Annotated in this window: 17 protein-coding genes; 6 read left to right on the top strand and 11 right to left on the bottom strand. The window is 60.3% G+C overall.

The genetic code is table 11. The annotated features are described in order from the left end of the window. The first annotated feature begins 25 nt into the window (after nt 1–25). Nucleotides 26–361 carry a hypothetical protein gene (locus tag AC1DYL_RS16085; RefSeq protein ID WP_477173939.1) on the top strand — a complete coding sequence of 112 codons (336 nt, stop codon included), beginning with the start codon at nt 26–28 and terminating at the stop codon, nt 359–361. 283 nt (nt 362–644) lie between these two features. On the opposite strand, the gene AC1DYL_RS16080 is transcribed toward AC1DYL_RS16085, so the two are convergent. The 6 genes from AC1DYL_RS16080 to AC1DYL_RS16055 all read right to left on the bottom strand — a co-directional run bounded on the left by AC1DYL_RS16080 (nt 645) and on the right by AC1DYL_RS16055 (nt 7,418). After that, nucleotides 645–1,091 (bottom strand): hypothetical protein, encoded by a 447-nt coding sequence (locus AC1DYL_RS16080; protein ID WP_477173938.1) that lies wholly within the window; start codon nt 1,089–1,091, stop codon nt 645–647. A 164-nt stretch (nt 1,092–1,255) separates the two neighbouring features. Beyond that, a complete protein-coding gene (locus tag AC1DYL_RS16075) occupies nt 1,256–1,852 on the bottom strand; it encodes a cation efflux transmembrane domain-containing protein (RefSeq protein WP_477173937.1) in 597 nt (198 codons plus the stop codon). Nucleotides 1,853–1,899: 47 nt separating this feature from the next. Continuing rightward, entirely contained in the window at nt 1,900–2,682 is a 783-nt protein-coding gene (locus tag AC1DYL_RS16070) for an SOS response-associated peptidase family protein (RefSeq protein WP_477173936.1), read from the bottom strand. A 268-nt stretch (nt 2,683–2,950) separates the two neighbouring features. Beyond that, the gene (locus AC1DYL_RS16065; protein ID WP_477173935.1) at nt 2,951–4,609 is read right to left on the bottom strand and encodes a Na/Pi cotransporter family protein; all 1,659 of its coding nucleotides are present in this window, start codon (nt 4,607–4,609) and stop codon (nt 2,951–2,953) included. Between the two features lie 277 nt (nt 4,610–4,886). Continuing rightward, complete coding sequence (locus AC1DYL_RS16060; RefSeq protein ID WP_477173934.1) at nt 4,887–5,036, bottom strand: GrpB family protein; 150 nt, start codon at nt 5,034–5,036, stop codon at nt 4,887–4,889. 180 nt (nt 5,037–5,216) lie between these two features. After that, nucleotides 5,217–7,418 (bottom strand): putative bifunctional diguanylate cyclase/phosphodiesterase, encoded by a 2,202-nt coding sequence (locus tag AC1DYL_RS16055; protein WP_477173933.1) that lies wholly within the window; start codon nt 7,416–7,418, stop codon nt 5,217–5,219. Nucleotides 7,419–7,629: 211 nt separating this feature from the next. Here AC1DYL_RS16055 and AC1DYL_RS16050 point away from each other — a divergent pair, with 211 nt between their 5' ends. From AC1DYL_RS16050 to AC1DYL_RS16040, 3 genes are all read left to right on the top strand, one after another. After that, nucleotides 7,630–8,037, top strand: coding sequence for a low affinity iron permease family protein (locus AC1DYL_RS16050; RefSeq protein ID WP_477173932.1), 408 nt, complete (start codon nt 7,630–7,632; stop codon nt 8,035–8,037). Nucleotides 8,038–8,087: 50 nt separating this feature from the next. Then, complete coding sequence (xth, locus tag AC1DYL_RS16045; protein ID WP_477173931.1) at nt 8,088–8,867, top strand: exodeoxyribonuclease III; 780 nt, start codon at nt 8,088–8,090, stop codon at nt 8,865–8,867. A gap of 143 nt (nt 8,868–9,010) precedes the next feature. After that, the gene (locus AC1DYL_RS16040; RefSeq protein ID WP_477173930.1) at nt 9,011–9,625 is read left to right on the top strand and encodes a general stress protein; all 615 of its coding nucleotides are present in this window, start codon (nt 9,011–9,013) and stop codon (nt 9,623–9,625) included. A 704-nt stretch (nt 9,626–10,329) separates the two neighbouring features. Here AC1DYL_RS16040 and AC1DYL_RS16035 read toward each other — a convergent pair. Continuing rightward, nucleotides 10,330–10,959, bottom strand: coding sequence for a hypothetical protein (locus AC1DYL_RS16035; protein WP_477173929.1), 630 nt, complete (start codon nt 10,957–10,959; stop codon nt 10,330–10,332). Between the two features lie 20 nt (nt 10,960–10,979). Next, the gene (locus tag AC1DYL_RS16030) at nt 10,980–11,333 is read right to left on the bottom strand and encodes a hypothetical protein (protein WP_477158552.1); all 354 of its coding nucleotides are present in this window, start codon (nt 11,331–11,333) and stop codon (nt 10,980–10,982) included. A 121-nt stretch (nt 11,334–11,454) separates the two neighbouring features. On the opposite strand from AC1DYL_RS16030, the gene AC1DYL_RS16025 reads away from it, so the two are divergent. Further along, complete coding sequence (locus tag AC1DYL_RS16025; protein WP_477158551.1) at nt 11,455–11,781, top strand: helix-turn-helix domain-containing protein; 327 nt, start codon at nt 11,455–11,457, stop codon at nt 11,779–11,781. On the opposite strand, the gene AC1DYL_RS16020 is transcribed toward AC1DYL_RS16025, so the two are convergent. Next, complete coding sequence (locus tag AC1DYL_RS16020) at nt 11,778–12,287, bottom strand: SH3 domain-containing protein (protein WP_477174003.1); 510 nt, start codon at nt 12,285–12,287, stop codon at nt 11,778–11,780. The two genes, AC1DYL_RS16025 and AC1DYL_RS16020, sit on opposite strands and share 4 nt — an antisense overlap. A 493-nt stretch (nt 12,288–12,780) precedes the next feature. Here AC1DYL_RS16020 and AC1DYL_RS16015 point away from each other — a divergent pair, with 493 nt between their 5' ends. Continuing rightward, nucleotides 12,781–13,551, top strand: a complete 771-nt coding sequence (locus AC1DYL_RS16015) for a hypothetical protein (RefSeq protein WP_477173928.1) — start codon at nt 12,781–12,783, stop codon at nt 13,549–13,551. A gap of 64 nt (nt 13,552–13,615) precedes the next feature. Here AC1DYL_RS16015 and AC1DYL_RS16010 read toward each other — a convergent pair whose 3' ends face one another. Further along, a complete protein-coding gene (locus AC1DYL_RS16010) occupies nt 13,616–15,304 on the bottom strand; it encodes a recombinase family protein (RefSeq protein WP_477173927.1) in 1,689 nt (562 codons plus the stop codon). A 187-nt stretch (nt 15,305–15,491) separates the two neighbouring features. Beyond that, complete coding sequence (locus AC1DYL_RS16005) at nt 15,492–16,499, bottom strand: hypothetical protein (protein WP_477158548.1); 1,008 nt, start codon at nt 16,497–16,499, stop codon at nt 15,492–15,494. Nucleotides 16,500–16,914: the final 415 nt, after the last annotated feature.

The following is a 16,914-nucleotide window of genomic DNA, read 5'->3' as shown; positions in this document are numbered from 1 at the left end:
CGTCGCCACGACATGGGAGAGAAAGATGACGTCACTTGGCCTCCGTCGCACCCTCACAGCTGTTCTCGTCTCCGCCACCGTTGTCCTACCACCGCCGATCGCCTCGGGCGCGGGCAACAACGACAGCTACGAGCAGGTGTGGGACATCGAAGAGTACGACAACTGTATCAAATTTGGTTACGGGGAGCCCGTGACCTGCTGCATCAATTCCGGTGGACGCTGGGATGGCCCGAACGCGGGATCCGGAAAATGCGTCGCTCCGGACCCTGCTCAAAGTTCGGCGCCGGGTAAGGGGACGCGGCCACTAAAGCTGCACGGGCCTTTCCTGTCCCCCAAAACCCTGCTCGACTCGAAAGGCTGACGAGCCACCTGGTTGTTGCTGGCGACCCCGGTGGTGTAAGCCAGCCCACAGCGAACGGTCCAGGTCCAGGACCCGGAGTGCGAAGTCATCGGCCTGAGAATTGCCGTGCGCTCGGGCCGATCGCGGCGATCGGGAAAAGCCACAAACCCTCCGGGGCTGCGCTCCCAGGGCAGGCCCTTCGTTTCCTGAACCATGCCAGATGTTGCGGGGCTGTCAGACGGCAGGGCTTACACGTAGTGCGGGCAAGGCGGAATTTGAGTCCCGGGCGCGCCCATCCTTGTTCTCATTCCGTTCCCGGATGTATCAATCGGAAATGAGTGCGCCTGACGACCCCTTTAGCGGCTACCTTTCCGACTATCGTCATCCCAAGTTGACGATTGTCTGCACCCCCTGCGGCCGTCACGGCGAATACAGCGTCGGGTCCCTTCGCAGAAAGTTCGGCAATCCGCCGTTGGCCGATGTGTGCCGGTTGGTCGCTATGGCCGGCCAGTGCCCGAAGGCGATGCAGTACCCCGGTGTCGATTGCACCGCCCATTTTGCCCGAAAGTACATTGCCAATGATGTTCGCAGTCTTGGCGCTGCTCTTCATGCGGGCTGGACTCTTGGCCTCCGATGCGAGGGCCGGCACGAAGGGCTGAAGACGAAAAAGCCCTGCATCCAGGCGTTCTCGATCGACCTCGAAAGCCTGGTGGCCGGGCTCGGTCACGAGTTCCCAATTGAACGCCTGCAACAGAAAATGTGCTGTCCTCGCTGCGGCAGCCGGCATGTGTCGCTGTACTGGAGTACACCTCCGCGGCCGCGAGCTACGGAGCCAGTGCCGCTGCGCCGGGCAGGGTAGAGCAGCATCCGGTTCTGGCCCTTCGGTCGGCCGGCGCGAATAGATCTTGGCTGCTGCTAAGCAGCTTCCCTGTGCTCCCCTCGAGCGGCTTCCCAGACCTCGCGAGCGGCATCGATGTTCATCGCGGCAATCGCCAATCCGACAATCACGTCAGGCCACACGGACTGCCAGATGTAGGCCGTCAACAGCCCCGCCAGGATGATCGTCACGTTTGCAATGGCATCGTTGCGAGCTGACAAGAATGCCGCCCGTGTGAGGCTACCGCTGTGGGCCCTAAACCGAGCAAGGATGAAGGCGCAGGCAAGGTTGACCGCCAACGCGCCCGCGCCTGTCAGCGACAAGGCAAACGGTTCGGGTGGAACCGGGTTGGTGAATTTCCCCCACAGCGCCAAGAGGAGCGCCAGGGCCGGCACCAGCAGGATCCCGGCGAGCACCATACCGACGCGGGCACGGGTGATAGGCGTCCACGCTAGGGCGAAGAAGATCAACAGGTTTACCGAAGCGTCCTCAAGGAAATCGACACTGTCGGCGAAGAGTGAGACCGACCCTATCGAAAGGGCGACTGCGAACTCGATCCCAAAGTAGGCCAGATTAAGCAGGGCCACGATCAGGACAGCCCGTCTTACCCCGGCATTCGCTGGATCAGACCTCATTGACAACCTTTCGAACCACAAGCCTTAGCCACCGTACCGGAAAGGTCTCAGAACAATGAGGGCTCTTCGACCGGCTCCTGCGGGTCCTCTTTCGGGCCGACCGAAACCACCTGCAGCACACCGGGCGGCAGAGGCCGCTGCAGTAGTTTGGCCTCCTCCCATGGCGCTGTCATCCAAATCTCGATCTCTTCGGGCGTGGTGAGGATCACTGGCATGGCGTCGGGATTCGCCTGCGCCACGACATCGTTCGGATCGGTGGTGAGGAAGGCGAAGAGATCCGTAGTGATCATCCCCTCGGAGGTCTTGCGCACGCTGGCCCATTGCGGCGCCACGATCCCGGCGAAGTAGGCCAGCGGCCGATCGGCGTCAAAGGCGAACCATGTGTTGCCCCGTTTCTTGCCGTCAGGGCCGGTTTGGCTGCTGAACTCGGCAAAGCTGGTGAACGGTACGATGCAGCGGAACTCCGGTGCCAGCCACCGCTTCCAGTGCAGGCTGTCGGTGTTGCGCACGTTGTGCGTGCCGCGATCGGGCTCCAGCCGCACCAGCTCGTCGAGCTCGGCCTGGCTGAGGTTGCGGCCCTGCTTCTCGGCGATCTTTCTCGCCCGCTCCCTAGCCGCCAAGAAGAGTGCCCTGGACGAACTCGGCATTCCCCAGCGCACTTTCACCAGCTCCCGGAACCCGCCCGGCGCGTTGCGGATGATCGGCGCCAGCATGTCGGGATAGATCCCCGTCTGCGGTGGCAGGTTGCCGATATTTGTCGCCACCTCGAAGGTGAATCGCAGCCGCCGCAGGGCTTCGAGATTGGTGGTGATAGAGTAGGCGTGGCACATGTCCGCCACGCTAGCGGCAGCACTGGCTCCGGATCAAGCCGGAGGAACCACCTCAGGCGACATCTAGCCGTCCATCGCTGCGCCGGATCGGCAGTCGACGCCTACGCCTGGTGGGGCACCGGCTACATGGCGATCTCGACCGGTTGAATGGCTGTCGGCTCGCCGCACACCGGGCCCAGTGACGCCCTGGTCGCCAGTCACTCAAGCGTCAGTCGGGATACCGATGACCAGGGTTCTCTGGTCGCACTGACGTCGGTGCACGGCTCGCTTATTCGGCCGGCGAAGCTAGGCGCGTTGGTAGCAGCTCGCCCACGCTGTCTAGTATTGGATAAGCGGCGGCCGCCACGATGTGGGAGTTCACCAGCTTCATGTCGCGGATCAGATCCAGATGCAGCGCGCTGGATTGAGATGCCGCGGTGATCCCGTCGCGCATCAGGGCAAAATGCGTCGTGGTTGCCTGCGCCTCAGAGCGACGGAACGCGAGCTTTTCCTCTGCTAGTACGCGGGCAGTTCGCGCATCCTCAGTCACAAGTAGCGATGCTGCCGTCCGGGTATTGGCAATGAGGCGGTCCATCATATCGATGAGCTCCGCCTCGTTGTCGGCGTCAGGCAGCAGCCCGCGCTTCAGCCGCTTGGTGGCATGCGGAAGCAAGTTGCGGTCGATAACGTCTCCTGCCTGTTCCATGTTCATCGCGAACATCAGGATTGCCTGCAGCCTTCTCTGGTCATCCTCACTCAACGCCTCTGGATCTAACTCACTGAGATAGCGCTTGATCGCCATGTTAAGGCTGTCGAGCACATCGTCGCGGGCCCGAGTCTCGGCAATCAGCTTGCGGTCCCCGCTGGACAGCGCCTCTCGCGCTCCTGAGAGCATCGTTTCAAGGGCATCAGCCAATCGCAGCGCCTCACGAGCAGCGCCTCCGATCGCCACGATGGGCGTCTCTCGCGCCGCACGATCGAGATAGAGCGGTTGTCCGGGATCGGCTGGGTCGACCCGATCCGGGATCAGCCGCTCGAGCAGGCGCGATAGGGGTGTCAGGAACGGCAGCGTTAGCAGCGCCAACACCAGGTTGAAGACGAGGTGAAAACTTGCCACCGCCGCAGCTCCCTCTAGGCCAGCCGCGACGAGCCCATTTAGGATCGGTCCGATCAGCAGCCACGACAAGGCGGCGCCAAGAAAGCGATTACCGAGATTGGCGAGCGGCAGCCGCCTCCCCTCAGGACCACCGGCGGTTGCTTCGAGGAGCGGGTTGAGCGCCGTTCCGAGATTGGCGCCGACAACCAGCATAAGTGCCGGCTCAAGTGCGATGACCCGGCTAGCGGCGAGCGACATCACCAGCAGCACCACCGCCACGCTCGAATGCGCGAGCCACCCCGACACTGCCCCGAGCGCGATCGCCAGCACCGGCATAGCTGCGATCGCCCCGAGCATGCCGACAAGCTCGACCGAATGCGCGAGTGGCTCAAGCATCATGAGCATCTGGTGGAGCGCCAGGATCATTATCCCGAGCCCGATGAATACTCGCCCCAGGTCGTGCGGCATCGCCCCGCCATCACGACGGAACAGCAGCACTCCGATCAGCACCAGTAGCGGTGATAACGCTACGACGTTGAACGATAGCACCGTTACGATCAGCGCTGTGCCGACATTGGCCCCCAGCATGATCGCCATCGCCGGCACCAGGGCCACGAACCCTCCGGCAGCAAAACTCGTCGCCATCAAACCGGTGGCGGTACTCGATTGCAGGAGGGTCGTGACGCCGATGCCCGCGAAGAATGCGCGCACTCGGTTGCTCAGTGTCTTCGACAGAACGGCAGTCAGTCGCGGCCCAAACGCCCGCTGCATCCCTGTCTGGACCATATGCGTGCCCCACAAGAGGAGGGAAACAGCGCCGGCGATGTTGAGGATTGTGAGCAAGGCGTCCATGGATGCTCCAGTCGATTTGCCCCCATCTATCTCATGCACCAACGATCCACTCGCGCAACCGTTCATTGGGCACTGCTGCCGTCGTCACAGATAGCTCAGCTAATGCTTCTTTCGTTTGCCGAAGTTCCCGTCCCTTGTTTGATCGCCTCCAACGGCGAAGCGGGCCGCGTTGCGCACCTCGTCTGCTCCCGACATCGGCATCCGACTGGTCATGGCAGAGCCGCCGCCAACAGCTTTCTCACCGACCGCTTTTGGCGCAAAGCGGACCTCGGCACTGTCATTGCGTCCTCGGCGCGGAACCAACAGCTGCGTCGATAAACGGTGCCTTTTGAGCGAGGTATTCCTTGATGCCGTGCTTGTTCGCAGCTTCCAATTGCCGCTTGAGGTTTTGATACCTTTGCCGCAGGTCGTCATCCTGTCTCAGCATGTCTCGGAAGCGAGCATCTGGAAATCTGCCAGTGTCCAGTCAGGCAAACATGAACCTTGTGGGTCCGAACACCCCACCGTCGGCTGCTGCCTTTTGGCCAGCGAATAAATGCTAAACCGCGAGCGGGCAGCCCGGCTTCGAGCAGGCCGTCTATGCTAGGTCGCCGTGAGCTTCAGTGGGCTATGCAGAGCGCCGGGGGTTTTCTGCTGGCGGGATGAGTTCCAGGAGCCGCTCTGGTGCGACGGGCCGGGACAGCAGGAAGCCTTGCAACTGGTCGCAGCCCATCTGTCGAAGCAAACGTGACTGCTCCGGCGTCTCTACGCCTTCACCGGTGACCTTCATGTGCATCGCGCTCGCCAGCCCGATGATGCACTTAACGATGTTGTCGATTTCCGTGTCCTTGCCGAGCTTGGCGACAAAGGACTGATCGATCTTCAGTTTGTCGACTCCGTGCGTCCGCAGGTAGCTGATAGACGAGTAGCCGGTGCCGAAATCGTCGAGTGCAACCCGGATTCCAGCCGCGCGGAGGTGGTTCAGGGTAGCTTGGACCTCAGGCGAGCTTTGGAGAAGCAGCCCCTCGGTGATTTCGATCTCCAGGCGCCGCGGGGAGAGCCCGGTCTCAGATAAAACCCTCAGAACCTGATCAGCGAAGCGCTCGGCGCGAAACTGCTGGGGGCTGACGTTCACGGCTACCCATGGCAACGATGAATTGGCAGCGAAGGTGCAAGCCTCCTGCAGCACCCATAGACCCAGTTGATCGATGAGGCCGCGCTCTTCGGCAAGTCGAATGAACATCGCCGGCGACAGGCGACCATGCCTCGGGCTGTTCCACCGGACCAGCGCTTCCGCGCCCAGCATCTGCTCACCGTCGGCGCTGTAGATCGGTTGATACACAAGTTCCAAGCCCGGCACGCCGTTTATCGCTGCCCGCAAGTCGAGTTCGATGGTGCGACGCTCCTGGACAGCCAGGTCCAGTTCACCGGCGAATAGCTGGTAGCGACCGCGCCCGCTCGTCTTGGCCTCGTAAAGTGCGACGTCCGCCTGCCGCAGTAGATCGTCAGCATCTGCAGTGCCCTCGTCGGAGAGCGTCACGCCCACACTCGCGCCGATGAGTGCCTCGTGTCCCATCAGGTCGAAAGGGCGCTGAAGCTCCACAACGATCCTCTGACTCACCGCCAGCGCCGCGCCGACGTCCTTTACATCCAACTGCACGATCGCGAACTCGTCCCCTCCAATGCGGGCCGCAGTATCTACGTCGGTGACAAGGCCGTTGAGGCGAGCAGCAACCTGTCGCATCAGTTCATCTCCGGCCGGATGCCCCAACGTGTCGTTCACGTGCTTGAACCGATCGAGGTCGATGACGTGAAGGGCGAAGCGCGCGCCGGAATGCCGCCAGTTGGCGATAGCCTGACCAAGCCGGTCGGCGAAAAGTGCCCGGTTGGGCAACAGGGTCAAAGCGTCGTGAAAGGCGAGAAACGTCGCGTTGCCTTCGCTGGCCTCAAGCAGCGCCGAGGTGCGGCTGAGCCGCCGCATCAAAAGCAGCAGCAGCACGACTCCAAGCCCGAAGGCACCAACAAGGGCCGGCGCCACCTGCCAGATCAACGACATGGCTGGTCGGTTAGGCGACCAGTTGAAGAAGCCCAAGATGCGGCCGGATTGGTCGAGGACCGGTGCAGAAACATAGCCCACAGTCAGAGCGCTATCCGTCGAAAACGTGAGGTTGTCGATGGCATACTTAGCCGCGATCGCTTGGCTCAAGGTTTCGTCGACGAGGAGCACCGAAACATGCAGGAATTCGGTGCCCGGCTCTTGTTCCACGGCATCGGTGGACGGGATGATCGGTCGGACGCTAACGATGCCGACGTCGCCGCTCGGGAAAACTACCTTGTCGATAGTCCCAAGCCCGATAACGGCATTCCGGTAGTCCTGCTCCCCCGCGGCCGTGGCCAAGTCATGCCGCAACTGCTGCACAAGAGGGTCGATGAACGTACGATCCGCGTCGTAGCTGGCATCGGCTACGCGCTCGCCATGCCATACCGCCCGCACCACCTGTCCCGTCCGGTCTAGTATGTAGACCTTGTCGTGCCCGAAATACTCACTCATCCATTCCGCGAGATTTTCAGCGAGCCAAGGTTCATTGCCGGATCGAAGGTTAAGCACGGAATCGTCCCAGATCGCCGAGCTATCCTGCTCGACCGGGATGCGGTCGGCGATTTCCTGCAGGCCGACTGTGACGGAGCGTCGTTGCTGCGCAACGGAAGCGTTGTCGATCTGGTCGGCTGCCCACCAGCCAAAACTGACCGCTGCCAACGACACAGCCGCCACGGCGAATAGGAGAACTCGGCTCAACTGCTCAGAAACAGCATGGGAGGTCTTACGCATCACAGCACCCAGCATGCGGGACCAGAACTTAATCGACCATCTGCTAAGAAACTCTGACACTCGGTCGGCTACGCGATCACCATCATCGCCAACTCTGACTAATGAGCCGGGGCAATTGCTGCCTGCGTGCACCCGGTTTAGCGACGCTGGTTCGATCATTACGCTCCCGCGGGAGCATCTAAATCGCGTCAGGGACGTTGTGGATGCCGCCATGAAGCCCACAACCACATCTAGCCGCATCAGCCGACTGATCTACCGCCTCGCAGACTGCCTCTCAGACTGGCGAGGGTTCATTGCCACTTTTCTTGCCCTGATGGCAGGGATCGGCATCGGTGCTGCGTTGCAATTCAACGAAGGCTTCATGTTCGGCTTCAACATTTTCCTCTCGGTGGCGGCCATCGTCATCAGTGGCGTTATCCTTGTGGCCGGCGCGCGCAGTGAGGCGGCCCTGCACGTGAAGCTCGACTATCTGATCGAGCACTCGCCGGCGACGAACAAGGTTGTTGGGCTTGAGCACCTCGATGCCCGAGAGATCGAAGAAGAGCGGAGTCGGGTCGAGCGCGAAGCGGCCGAAGCGGTCGATGAGGCGATCGAAGACGCTGAGCTTACGCGGCGCTGATCAGTCCGACTGCGCCCGCCACTTCGCCCCAACTGGAAAAATCCTCGGCAATGACCTCGATAGCCACCTTCAACGTCAATGGTGTCAACGGTCGACTGCCGGTGCTGCTGAAATGGCTGGCCCAAACCGACAGCGACGTAGTGTGCCTGCAAGAGCTGAAAACGTCCGACGAGAAGTTTCCTGAGCAAGCCATCGAAGAGGCCGGGTTCCATTCAGTCTGGCACGGGCAGAAATCCTACAATGGGGTCGCCATCCTGGCTCGCGGGACCAAACCAATCGAGCGTCGCCGGGGGGTGCCTGGCGACCCAGATGATACCCACAGCCGCTATCTTGAGGCCGTGGTAGGCAACCTCATCGTCGGCTGCCTATATCTGCCTAACGGCAATCCGGCACCGGGGCCGAAATTCGACTACAAAATGCGCTGGTTTGAACGCCTGATCGATTATGCAGGCACGCTGCTGGCGGCCGGCGCACCGACGGTGCTCTGCGGTGACTTCAACGTTGTGCCGACGGACATCGATGCCGTGGTGCCGGCTCGATGGGTCTGGGACGCCGTAACGTTCCCGGAAGCGCGAAGTGCCTACGCGACGCTGCTTGACCAAGGCTGGATCGACGCTCTCAGGGTTATCCACCCGGCGAAAGGCATCTACACTTATTGGAACTTCTCGTACCGCGGTGGCTACGACCGCAGCTCAGGGTTGCGCATGGATCACGTGCTGATCAGTCCGTCGCTCGATGGCTCATTGCTTGATGCTGGCGTAGACGTCGAGACCCGCGGTTGGGACAAACCAAGCGACCACGCGCCAGCGTGGATCAAACTTGCGATATGAGGGGCGGGATGATTCCCGGTCTCCTGGAGGCTGGGGCCATTTTCCCGAATTAGGCTGCCCTCGGATTCAAGGAACGCATGCTTCCCAGCCTCGTTGAGACCGCAAGTTCCAGTCCGGGACCCTCAACTAGGAGAACAAGAACAATGCGCACGATCACAGGGCTATTCGACACTCATGACCAAGCCGACCGGGCGGTCCGGTCGCTGAAGGATGCCGGCGTCAACGGCGAGGATATTTCGATCGTCGCCAACAATGCCGACGGTACCTACGACACCGACAAGGGCGACGATGTTGCCGAGGGCGTCGGCGCAGGAGCTAGCGTGGGCGCGGTTGTCGGTGGCACCGGTGGACTGCTTGCCGGGCTCGGCATGCTGGCCATACCGGGTGTAGGTCCCGTAGTGGCGGGCGGCTGGCTGCTGGCCACGGCGATAGGTGCCGCCACTGGTGCAGCTGTTGGCGGTGCAGCGGGCGGACTGATTGGCGCTCTGACCGATGCGGGCGTCGATGAGCGCGACGCTCACGTTTACGCGGAAGGCGTGCGCCGCGGCGGCATTCTGGTGACAGTCCGCGTCGACGATAGCCGGGCTGATGCAGCCACCGCGATCCTCAAGGACTCGAGCGTTGTAGACATCGAGGCGCGGCGCCGCGACTACGAAGCAGAGGGTTGGGAAGGCTTTGACGAAACCTCCGATCCGTACCAGGTCGATCAGGTCCGCGACTATCGCGCTGGCCTAGTTCCGCCCGTGTCGCGTAGCTAAACGATACGAAAGGGCCCCGCAGACGCTAGGTTGCGGGGCCCTCACGCTGGAAGTGCTATTGGAGGCGGCCGGTGCGTGCCTTGCAACTTATCTCGTATGCCTCGCCTTTGATGATGTATCGCCCCCAGTCGCGGAACATCGGGTTCCGCCAGGTGGGGAAGCCGTAGCCGATGGTCGGAAGCGGGATCCCGGTACCCGGATAACACCCTTGTGGCCGCCGATGAGGTTGACGATGCCCTCGTCCTACTGCCGTGGAAGAACTTCTCCCGGCGAGAAAGTGATGGGGCCGCGCGCGGTGTTGATCTCTATCAGCACGATATTGGAGCCGTTCTGAATGCAGGCTGAGCCGTCTAGGTAGAGCTCCAGCGCCTCGCCCGACCTTAAGTCAAATCGGAGCTGCGCTGAACAACCACGCCCTACTCGCGATGGCATCCAGATCCTCAAGCCCGTAGTCGAGTGCCATAACGATATGCTCTGGTCGCCGCGCATAGCTGTAGGTAGCCGCGACCATTTTCGCAGTCGTCGCGTCCGTTGAAACGACCGCCGGTGATTGTAAGCGTTTCGGTGCTCATGTTCCGCGCCACGAGTCTGTTGTAGACGCCCGCACCGTCCGCCAGGGTTTCGATGCGCATGCGGTCGCCAGCTTGGTAAGGGAACGAGACAGAGTGTAGCCGTTAACGAGCCGATGGTGAGAGCTTTCATCGTCAATGTCCTGGATAGCGAGCCCAACCACCGACCGGCAGGCACTGTATAGTAAGGTGAAGGTCACGGAAGAGCGCCTCGGCGACGGAACGAAGTTCGACGGGCATCCGTCGAGCAGCCTCGCCCGGCCCTTCGACTATTGTGCCGACGCCAAGTATCGCGGCCAGATCTCGCCGTAGGTCGTTCTCCGCTCTCCCAAGGTGACAGTGGCTCAATGGCTTGAAGACAGGCGACGGCAGTTCAACACGGCCACGCAACGACGAGGGTCGCCCGATCGAGCTTGTCGTGGCTAAGGCATCAGCGAAGCCGCTCGCCGGCTGCAGCCACTCACGCGGGTACCGGTCTACTAACCAGCCGTCCATCGGCACTTCGATTCGAGCGTGCCGGCCCCCAAGTTGAAGCCATCGTAGCCACGCGTTGTGCACGACGCTCGCGACATCGCAGATGCCCTTCTCGCGTTGCCGGACCGATGCGCGGATGAGCCCTTCAGTCATGAACAGCATCAGGCCAGCCTGAGCTTTGGCGCTGTCCGCTGCAGCCGCGCGAGTATCGGCTTCTTCGGTGTCTGCGGTGTGGACGTAGGCGATGGGAGCGAGAACCCGCTGTAGCGCCGTCGTGAGTTCGGCAATCATGTGGTCGCCATCACGGACCATCAGTTACCGCTGACCATCTGAAGCGCCATGACGGCCTCACCCATTTTCTCGGGCGTGTCAGCCAACCCATTTGGCGTGCAGATAAAGGTCGGGATGTCTTCTCGACCCACGCTCTCCATTGTGGCAACCCAAAGCTGACCCACCCGATAGTCACTCGAAAACAGGTACGGTTCTGTACGCTTGCCGGCCTCGACCAGTGCATCTTTCAAGCAGGTCACCGCTGCTTCGGAAAACATGGCCTCAAGCTGGGTAATCATCGACGGGCCGACCTGGTTGGCCGGCATCGGCCCGAACTGCGCAAGGGTCGGGCTCGACACGAGCACCGCAAAAACTGAACTAAGTAACGCCTTCATTTGCACCTCCAGAGTGATGATCGTGTATATCACATACACGAACAAACATCTCAAGGAGTACTAGGTATCCCTGACGCGGTTCAGCACATCGCCCTAATGTTGAGGCGAAGGGGCTGGGTGCGTGACCGATCTGAAAGAGCGTTTTGGCAATCGTCTTGCCTCAGCCAGAAAGCGACGGAATCTTACCCAAGAAGCCCTCGCAACGACGTCTGGGCTAAGCGTCGACACCATCAAGCGACTTGAAACCAGCCGCATAGGCGCGAGCTTCGACGTAGTGGCTCGCCTGTCTGAGGCTCTGGAGGTCGATCCATCAGTGCTTTTTGAACCTGATCAGCCGACCAAACCGCGAGAAGTGCTCGTACGGCTCACGGACGACCTGTCGTCGATGTCGGACCGAGAACTCGAGTGGATACGAACCGTCATCGTGGAACTTCGAAAGCGACCTTAGCGCCGGGTTACAAAGTCGGCGATCATTGCCTCGGTCACATCGCCGGGGTAGCAGATTGGGCTATATCCGCCTGGCTTGCTGTATGCGCTCCGCCCCCCGCACTGGCCACCCTTCCTCATGCGATTATACGGGCAAGGGCATGGGCCTGGGTAGGCCGCCAAGCTTCCTCGGATAATTGACTGAACGACCTCGCCGCGATCGTAGGCCTGAGTGGGTGCCGGCGTTGCTGCTTCCGATCTTGCGATCGCCACCGGCTCGCTGGGCCGTTTGTCGGACAGGAAGTCACTGTGCAGCCAACCCAACGAGCCATTGTCCAGGGCAACACCGACCCACTGCCCGGCTCGGTGCGTCGGGGCGACGGCGGTCCCGCGCGCAATCGTCAGCAGTACGGCACCCGAAGTAGACGGCGTCGACCTGACGTTAAGCGTGTCGGCAACAACGAAAAGTGGCCCGGGGTTGGCAATCCGTTGAAATGTGCCATCGCCCGCAGCAGGTGAGGGGCTCATAGCCGCCCGCCGAATGTTTGACGAGGTTGGTCGCGGAGCGCTGCGTTGGTCATTGTCATCCGTGATGACGCTCCAGACGAAGACGACTGCCAACAAGGACAGTATCCATCCCCATCGGGACTTACGCATAGCCATTCTGCTCGCCCCCGGGGAAGTTCAGCACTTGCTTCGGCAATAGTCGAGGCTCGAAAATGGGCGGCGGCCTTGGGCTATGTCCACGCGGCCGTTGACACCCCTGGCGGCTGCACCGTAGCAGACATTCCATTGACGCTGGCTGTCGCCAGATCCGCAAGCATACATATGAGTATGCGAGCCGGCCCTCCGCCGGATCAGCCCTCAATCTTCGTGATGAACAGCTTGCCGGCCAGTCCGCCGACCCCGAGCCGCTGCCATCGTTATTCTCAGTCGCTCAAGCAGCCACGTGAAGACTTGGCCTCACCATCATCGCCTGGCGCAGGCTTCGCCCTGCAATAGTACAATACTGGAAAATCATATGCTCTATTCGCCTGTCCGCATCAAACGAGCTCTGATCGAAAACACCGTCAACGAGATCAGCAAGTACTACACCGGAAGAAAATCTTACGATCGTAAGGTTCTAGACCGCATCGCGTCTGATTGCCTCTATACGATCACGCTGAAGTCCGACGAGCGTCGCGCACGGGCCTGGAAGGCACAGACTGGCGCTTTCCGTCCTGTGAATGAGGAGCAGTACGACCCGAAGCCGTATATCGATGTCAGCTTCGAGCTCAACGAGATCAACTACATCGTGAATGTAGCGAACTCGCTGGTATACGGGAGCGCGTGGCGGGAGTTTTCCCGAAGGGATCAGCTCCCGGTGGCCGGCTTCTTCATCGATTTTGATGGGTCACGTTACTGGAAGGAGGCCCCACCGCTAAGGGACCTTAAGGGTCCTCATGCGCACGGCTTCATGGGGTATCCAGAGAGTCACATCGACCGAGCACATGAAGTGCTTCCGACCTTGATGAAGACCATCTCCGCCAGGAGCCGAATGCTCTTCGACAAGTACGAGATTTCTCGGTTCGACCCGGCACGGGTGACGATGGAACTCGGCAATCGGTCGGCGCTGGAGAACTTCATCGGATACAGCGCCAAAGGAGTTTGCCACTTGATGAACGACCGCTATCGAAGCGGCGCGAACATGTGGTCGGGCGAGCTGTACCGCATCTATCCGAACCCGGCTGGCGGCAGCTACGGGTATCCGCGTCCACCAGTCGAGCCGCCCAAGTGCAAGGAACCGTTCTAACCAATCGGCATTGGAGCCGCCGCTCGGCTCGGAGTCTAACGCGAAGGTCGCCGCGTCCGAGACATCAGCGCTCCGACACCTTCGCGAGCTTCGCCTGACAAATCTCGTCAGACCATTCGGAGACAGACATCGTCCCATCGGACTTGTTGACGACTACCCGACGCTCGACACCACCGAGTAGTGAGACTCGAAAGCTTGCACGAGAACGGTTCTGGCGGTCGACAACCCTCATTTCAACGGGCCCAACGATTGTGTTGAGCAACGGGAGAAGGAGAGGGCTTGATGGTTCTTCTGCCTCCAGCTTCAGCGATCGAACGATTGCCTTGATTGCTGCAGAAGCCCGTATTCGAACCTCCTCGTTCTCGAGTGAGGCCGGTTGGACAGCGCTGATCAGCTCGTCGATGTTTTCGACGCGTGCCACGGACTGCAGCGAGGCGAAATGAGCGCGGAACTGGTCGAGACGAGCTTCCTCCTCCCGAATTTGGCGAAAGAGCGCGTCGGCCTTTTGACGATAGAACTCCTCGCTAAGCTCTTCGGCCGAAGCGAGGTCAAATGTTCGGTCGCGCTTGTGACGCAGCTCCGCGAGGCGGGCCTCGCTTTGACGGATCGCTTCAGCTTTCGCCAAGCTCTCCAAGGACCCTTCGCCGCCAATCAGCTCTCGCAGTCCGACCTCTCTAACGTACGAGAGGAAGGCTCTCTCGAAGTGCTGGTAGTTCCAGCTTTTCGCCCTGCACCCGGTGCCCTTTATTGCTGAGCTGCAGCGAAGGATTACTGATCCCTTAGGTTTGGGACCCTTATCGAGAAGGTGCATCGGTGATCCGCAGCGTGCGCACTTCGCCACGTGGGTGAAGAGATTTTGCTGTCCGACACCGCGCCGTCCGGCGGAGGACACACGCCGACTTATGCGAGCGCCTTGTGCCCTCTCGAACAGCTCTTCATCGACAATTTGGGGGAAGTAACCCGTTATCGGATCGCCGATCGGTTTGCGACGACCGTCGACCATCATGTGGGGTTGCATCTCGCCCAATACGGCGCGGTTACCCAGTATCTTGCTTACGGAGCTGGTGCCCCAGGAAGAAAGACCTTTGAACGAGGCCTCGCCGAGGCGGTTTAGTCGACGGGCTATGGTGAATGCTCCCGCCCCCTCAGCCGACCAGGTGAATATCTTCCGGATGGTGGCTACGCGATCATCGATCAGTAAAAAGGAGCCTTTGTCAGAGGAAAGCTGCAGCCACATGGGGCATTTGCCGGTCAGCTTTTTGCTCTTGGCGTCGGCCCGCTTAGCTTCCCATGCCTTGGCGAGGCGCATGCTCTTGATTTCAGATTCTTCGTGGGCTCGGCTCATCACGAAAATGGACATGATCAGCTGCATTTCATCAACATCAGCTCCGTACACGCGCTCATCCGCGAGTGTAACGATATTGATCCCGGCTCTGATCAGATCGAGAAAGAGGAAGAGTGACTGAACCACCGTTTGGCGGCTGAGGCGGTCCAGGGATTCAATGAGGAGGAAGGATCCCTTAGGCACCCTTCCGTCTGAGACGGCGTCTAGAAACTCCCGGAGCTTGCCACTCGTTGCGTTGTCTCCCCGGAACGCCGAGACACCTTCGTCCCTCAGTCGAAAAGCAGTATCAAGTTCTAATCCGATCTTAGATGCGTATTCAGCTGACAGCTGGAGTTGGCGGTTGAGCCCATCACCCTTTCGCTGAATGTCCGTTGAGATACGGATGTATGAATACGCTCGGGGTTTCATTGGTGACCTGCGGCAAGGGGCCGATGAGCTTGCGAAAGAAGCTGGCGGCCATCAACCAGGAAGAAGTCGGAGACTCAGTGGAGTGACGCGCTCCATTGCCGAGTCTCCAGGGTGGCCTGCCGCGAACGATTGCTAGGCAGACCACCCGAACGGTTGATGACGGTTGCGTTGTGCAGGGTGGCCAGTACTAGGCCGTTGACTTGATCGCTGCTGAAAGAGCGACGATCTGCGTCTCGTTACGCCCATCGTTGGCCTCTGAAGATGGGGCGCCGCTAGTTGGAGAGCTGCCGCTTTCGATGTCAGGACTCCACGCATCTGGATGGTAGTACAGCCCGTCGATCTTGGGATGCCGGCAGATGGCCTCGTCGGCGCGGACCCTCTGGATGATCTTGTGGAAGCGATCGGAAACCTTAGTCGCCATGCCGGCTTCTACCCGGTTTTGAATCTCGAGGTTCGTCAGGGCGCCGTTGGTGTTCCTCAAAGTGTCCACAATTGCCGCTTCCGTGGGGTTCAATGGATTCCGACCATGTGACCTCTGCCAGCCACTCTCGCCAAAGTAGAAGTTTGAGTCGTCGGAATTGTGCGGTCGAAGCTCAAGGTTCAACTGCCCTTTCTCCGATTTGAGCCACAGCAAATTGGCATAGCGCAGGAGGCGTTCTTCGCGGTTCCTAAGCGTCCTTGAGCTTGAGATCCCTTCGGGGAGCGCCACGATCAGGCTCGATTTGGGCGCGGCAGATGCCATCACTACCTCAAGCCAGTCGAGCGTTTCCTTCCGACCGCCAAAGATGCTGCCGGTGATGCCGTCGATAAGGACCAGACCGCCGTTCGGCATTGCTTCGCGGATCAACGAATGCAGCGAGTTCGGGCCAATGTACCGTGGATGATGGATCGAGAGCAGATCGCCCGCTTTCAAGCCAACCTGCTGAAGATGTTCCGCAGACGCCTCGGCGGACTTTGAATAGTTGATGTACGCGACGTTCTGGGGCTCAGCGATGCCGCCGAAGAGGGGAGTGCCATTGCTGAAGGCTGCGGCCATGTCGAGAAGAAGCTTGGTCCGATCTGATGCCGAACACTCGCCGCCCAGAACCCACCGCCCCGACTCCATTGTTCGTTCAACGAGCCAGGTCGGGGGCTCAGATTCCGCTGCACCCGGTTTCTCGATTTCGAGGTCGAGGGTGGGGATACTGTAGAGCATGATAAGGTCTTTCATGTTGATGGACAAAATTTTTCGAATATCGCGATAATCTGTCCACGCGGTTGCTATAGTCGCTACCACTGATCGTCAGTAGCCGACGAGCTCCGATGTATGCTGCAAGTATTGGAGAAGCAACCGAACACAGGAAGAAAGCAAAGAAAGTTCTCGGCGTCCCATATGTATCATGCATATGATCTGTGAATCGGTTCAACTCGTTAGATGTATGATGGATATGATCAAGCGTGGAAAAATCTTCTAATTTTGACGGTCCGCGGAAAGTGCGTTGGGCTGCTCGTCCATGGATTTGACCGGGTGTCTATGACAGCGCCCGGAATGCGGGCGGAACAACCGCGACGAGCATGACCGGCCCTGTGCCGACGCTCGATACCCGCGGGGCCGAACGCGCTTAGTTGCC

The organism is Devosia sp. P1_H9, assembly GCF_056405135.1.
The sequence above is the reverse complement of the archived record's forward strand: the minus strand, read 5'-3'. Positions and strand labels throughout refer to the sequence as shown.

What these genes read in the sequence shown, in the direction of transcription:
- AC1DYL_RS16060 (WP_477173934.1), bottom strand. Translation starts at nt 5,036, where the DNA reads ATGCTGAGACAGGATGACGACCTGCGGCAAAGGTATCAAAACCTCAAG.
- AC1DYL_RS16075 (WP_477173937.1), bottom strand. Translation starts at nt 1,852, where the DNA reads ATGAGGTCTGATCCAGCGAATGCCGGGGTAAGACGGGCTGTCCTGATC.
- AC1DYL_RS16040 (WP_477173930.1), top strand. Translation starts at nt 9,011, where the DNA reads ATGCGCACGATCACAGGGCTATTCGACACTCATGACCAAGCCGACCGG.
- AC1DYL_RS16085 (WP_477173939.1), top strand. Translation starts at nt 26, where the DNA reads ATGACGTCACTTGGCCTCCGTCGCACCCTCACAGCTGTTCTCGTCTCC.
- AC1DYL_RS16005 (WP_477158548.1), bottom strand. Translation starts at nt 16,499, where the DNA reads ATGCTCTACAGTATCCCCACCCTCGACCTCGAAATCGAGAAACCGGGT.
- AC1DYL_RS16065 (WP_477173935.1), bottom strand. Translation starts at nt 4,609, where the DNA reads ATGGACGCCTTGCTCACAATCCTCAACATCGCCGGCGCTGTTTCCCTC.
- AC1DYL_RS16020 (WP_477174003.1), bottom strand. Translation starts at nt 12,287, where the DNA reads ATGAGCCCCTCACCTGCTGCGGGCGATGGCACATTTCAACGGATTGCC.
- xth (WP_477173931.1), top strand. Translation starts at nt 8,088, where the DNA reads ATGACCTCGATAGCCACCTTCAACGTCAATGGTGTCAACGGTCGACTG.
- AC1DYL_RS16055 (WP_477173933.1), bottom strand. Translation starts at nt 7,418, where the DNA reads ATGCGTAAGACCTCCCATGCTGTTTCTGAGCAGTTGAGCCGAGTTCTC.
- AC1DYL_RS16015 (WP_477173928.1), top strand. Translation starts at nt 12,781, where the DNA reads ATGCTCTATTCGCCTGTCCGCATCAAACGAGCTCTGATCGAAAACACC.
- AC1DYL_RS16070 (WP_477173936.1), bottom strand. Translation starts at nt 2,682, where the DNA reads ATGTGCCACGCCTACTCTATCACCACCAATCTCGAAGCCCTGCGGCGG.
- AC1DYL_RS16010 (WP_477173927.1), bottom strand. Translation starts at nt 15,304, where the DNA reads ATGAAACCCCGAGCGTATTCATACATCCGTATCTCAACGGACATTCAG.
- AC1DYL_RS16035 (WP_477173929.1), bottom strand. Translation starts at nt 10,959, where the DNA reads ATGATTGCCGAACTCACGACGGCGCTACAGCGGGTTCTCGCTCCCATC.
- AC1DYL_RS16050 (WP_477173932.1), top strand. Translation starts at nt 7,630, where the DNA reads ATGAAGCCCACAACCACATCTAGCCGCATCAGCCGACTGATCTACCGC.
- AC1DYL_RS16030 (WP_477158552.1), bottom strand. Translation starts at nt 11,333, where the DNA reads ATGAAGGCGTTACTTAGTTCAGTTTTTGCGGTGCTCGTGTCGAGCCCG.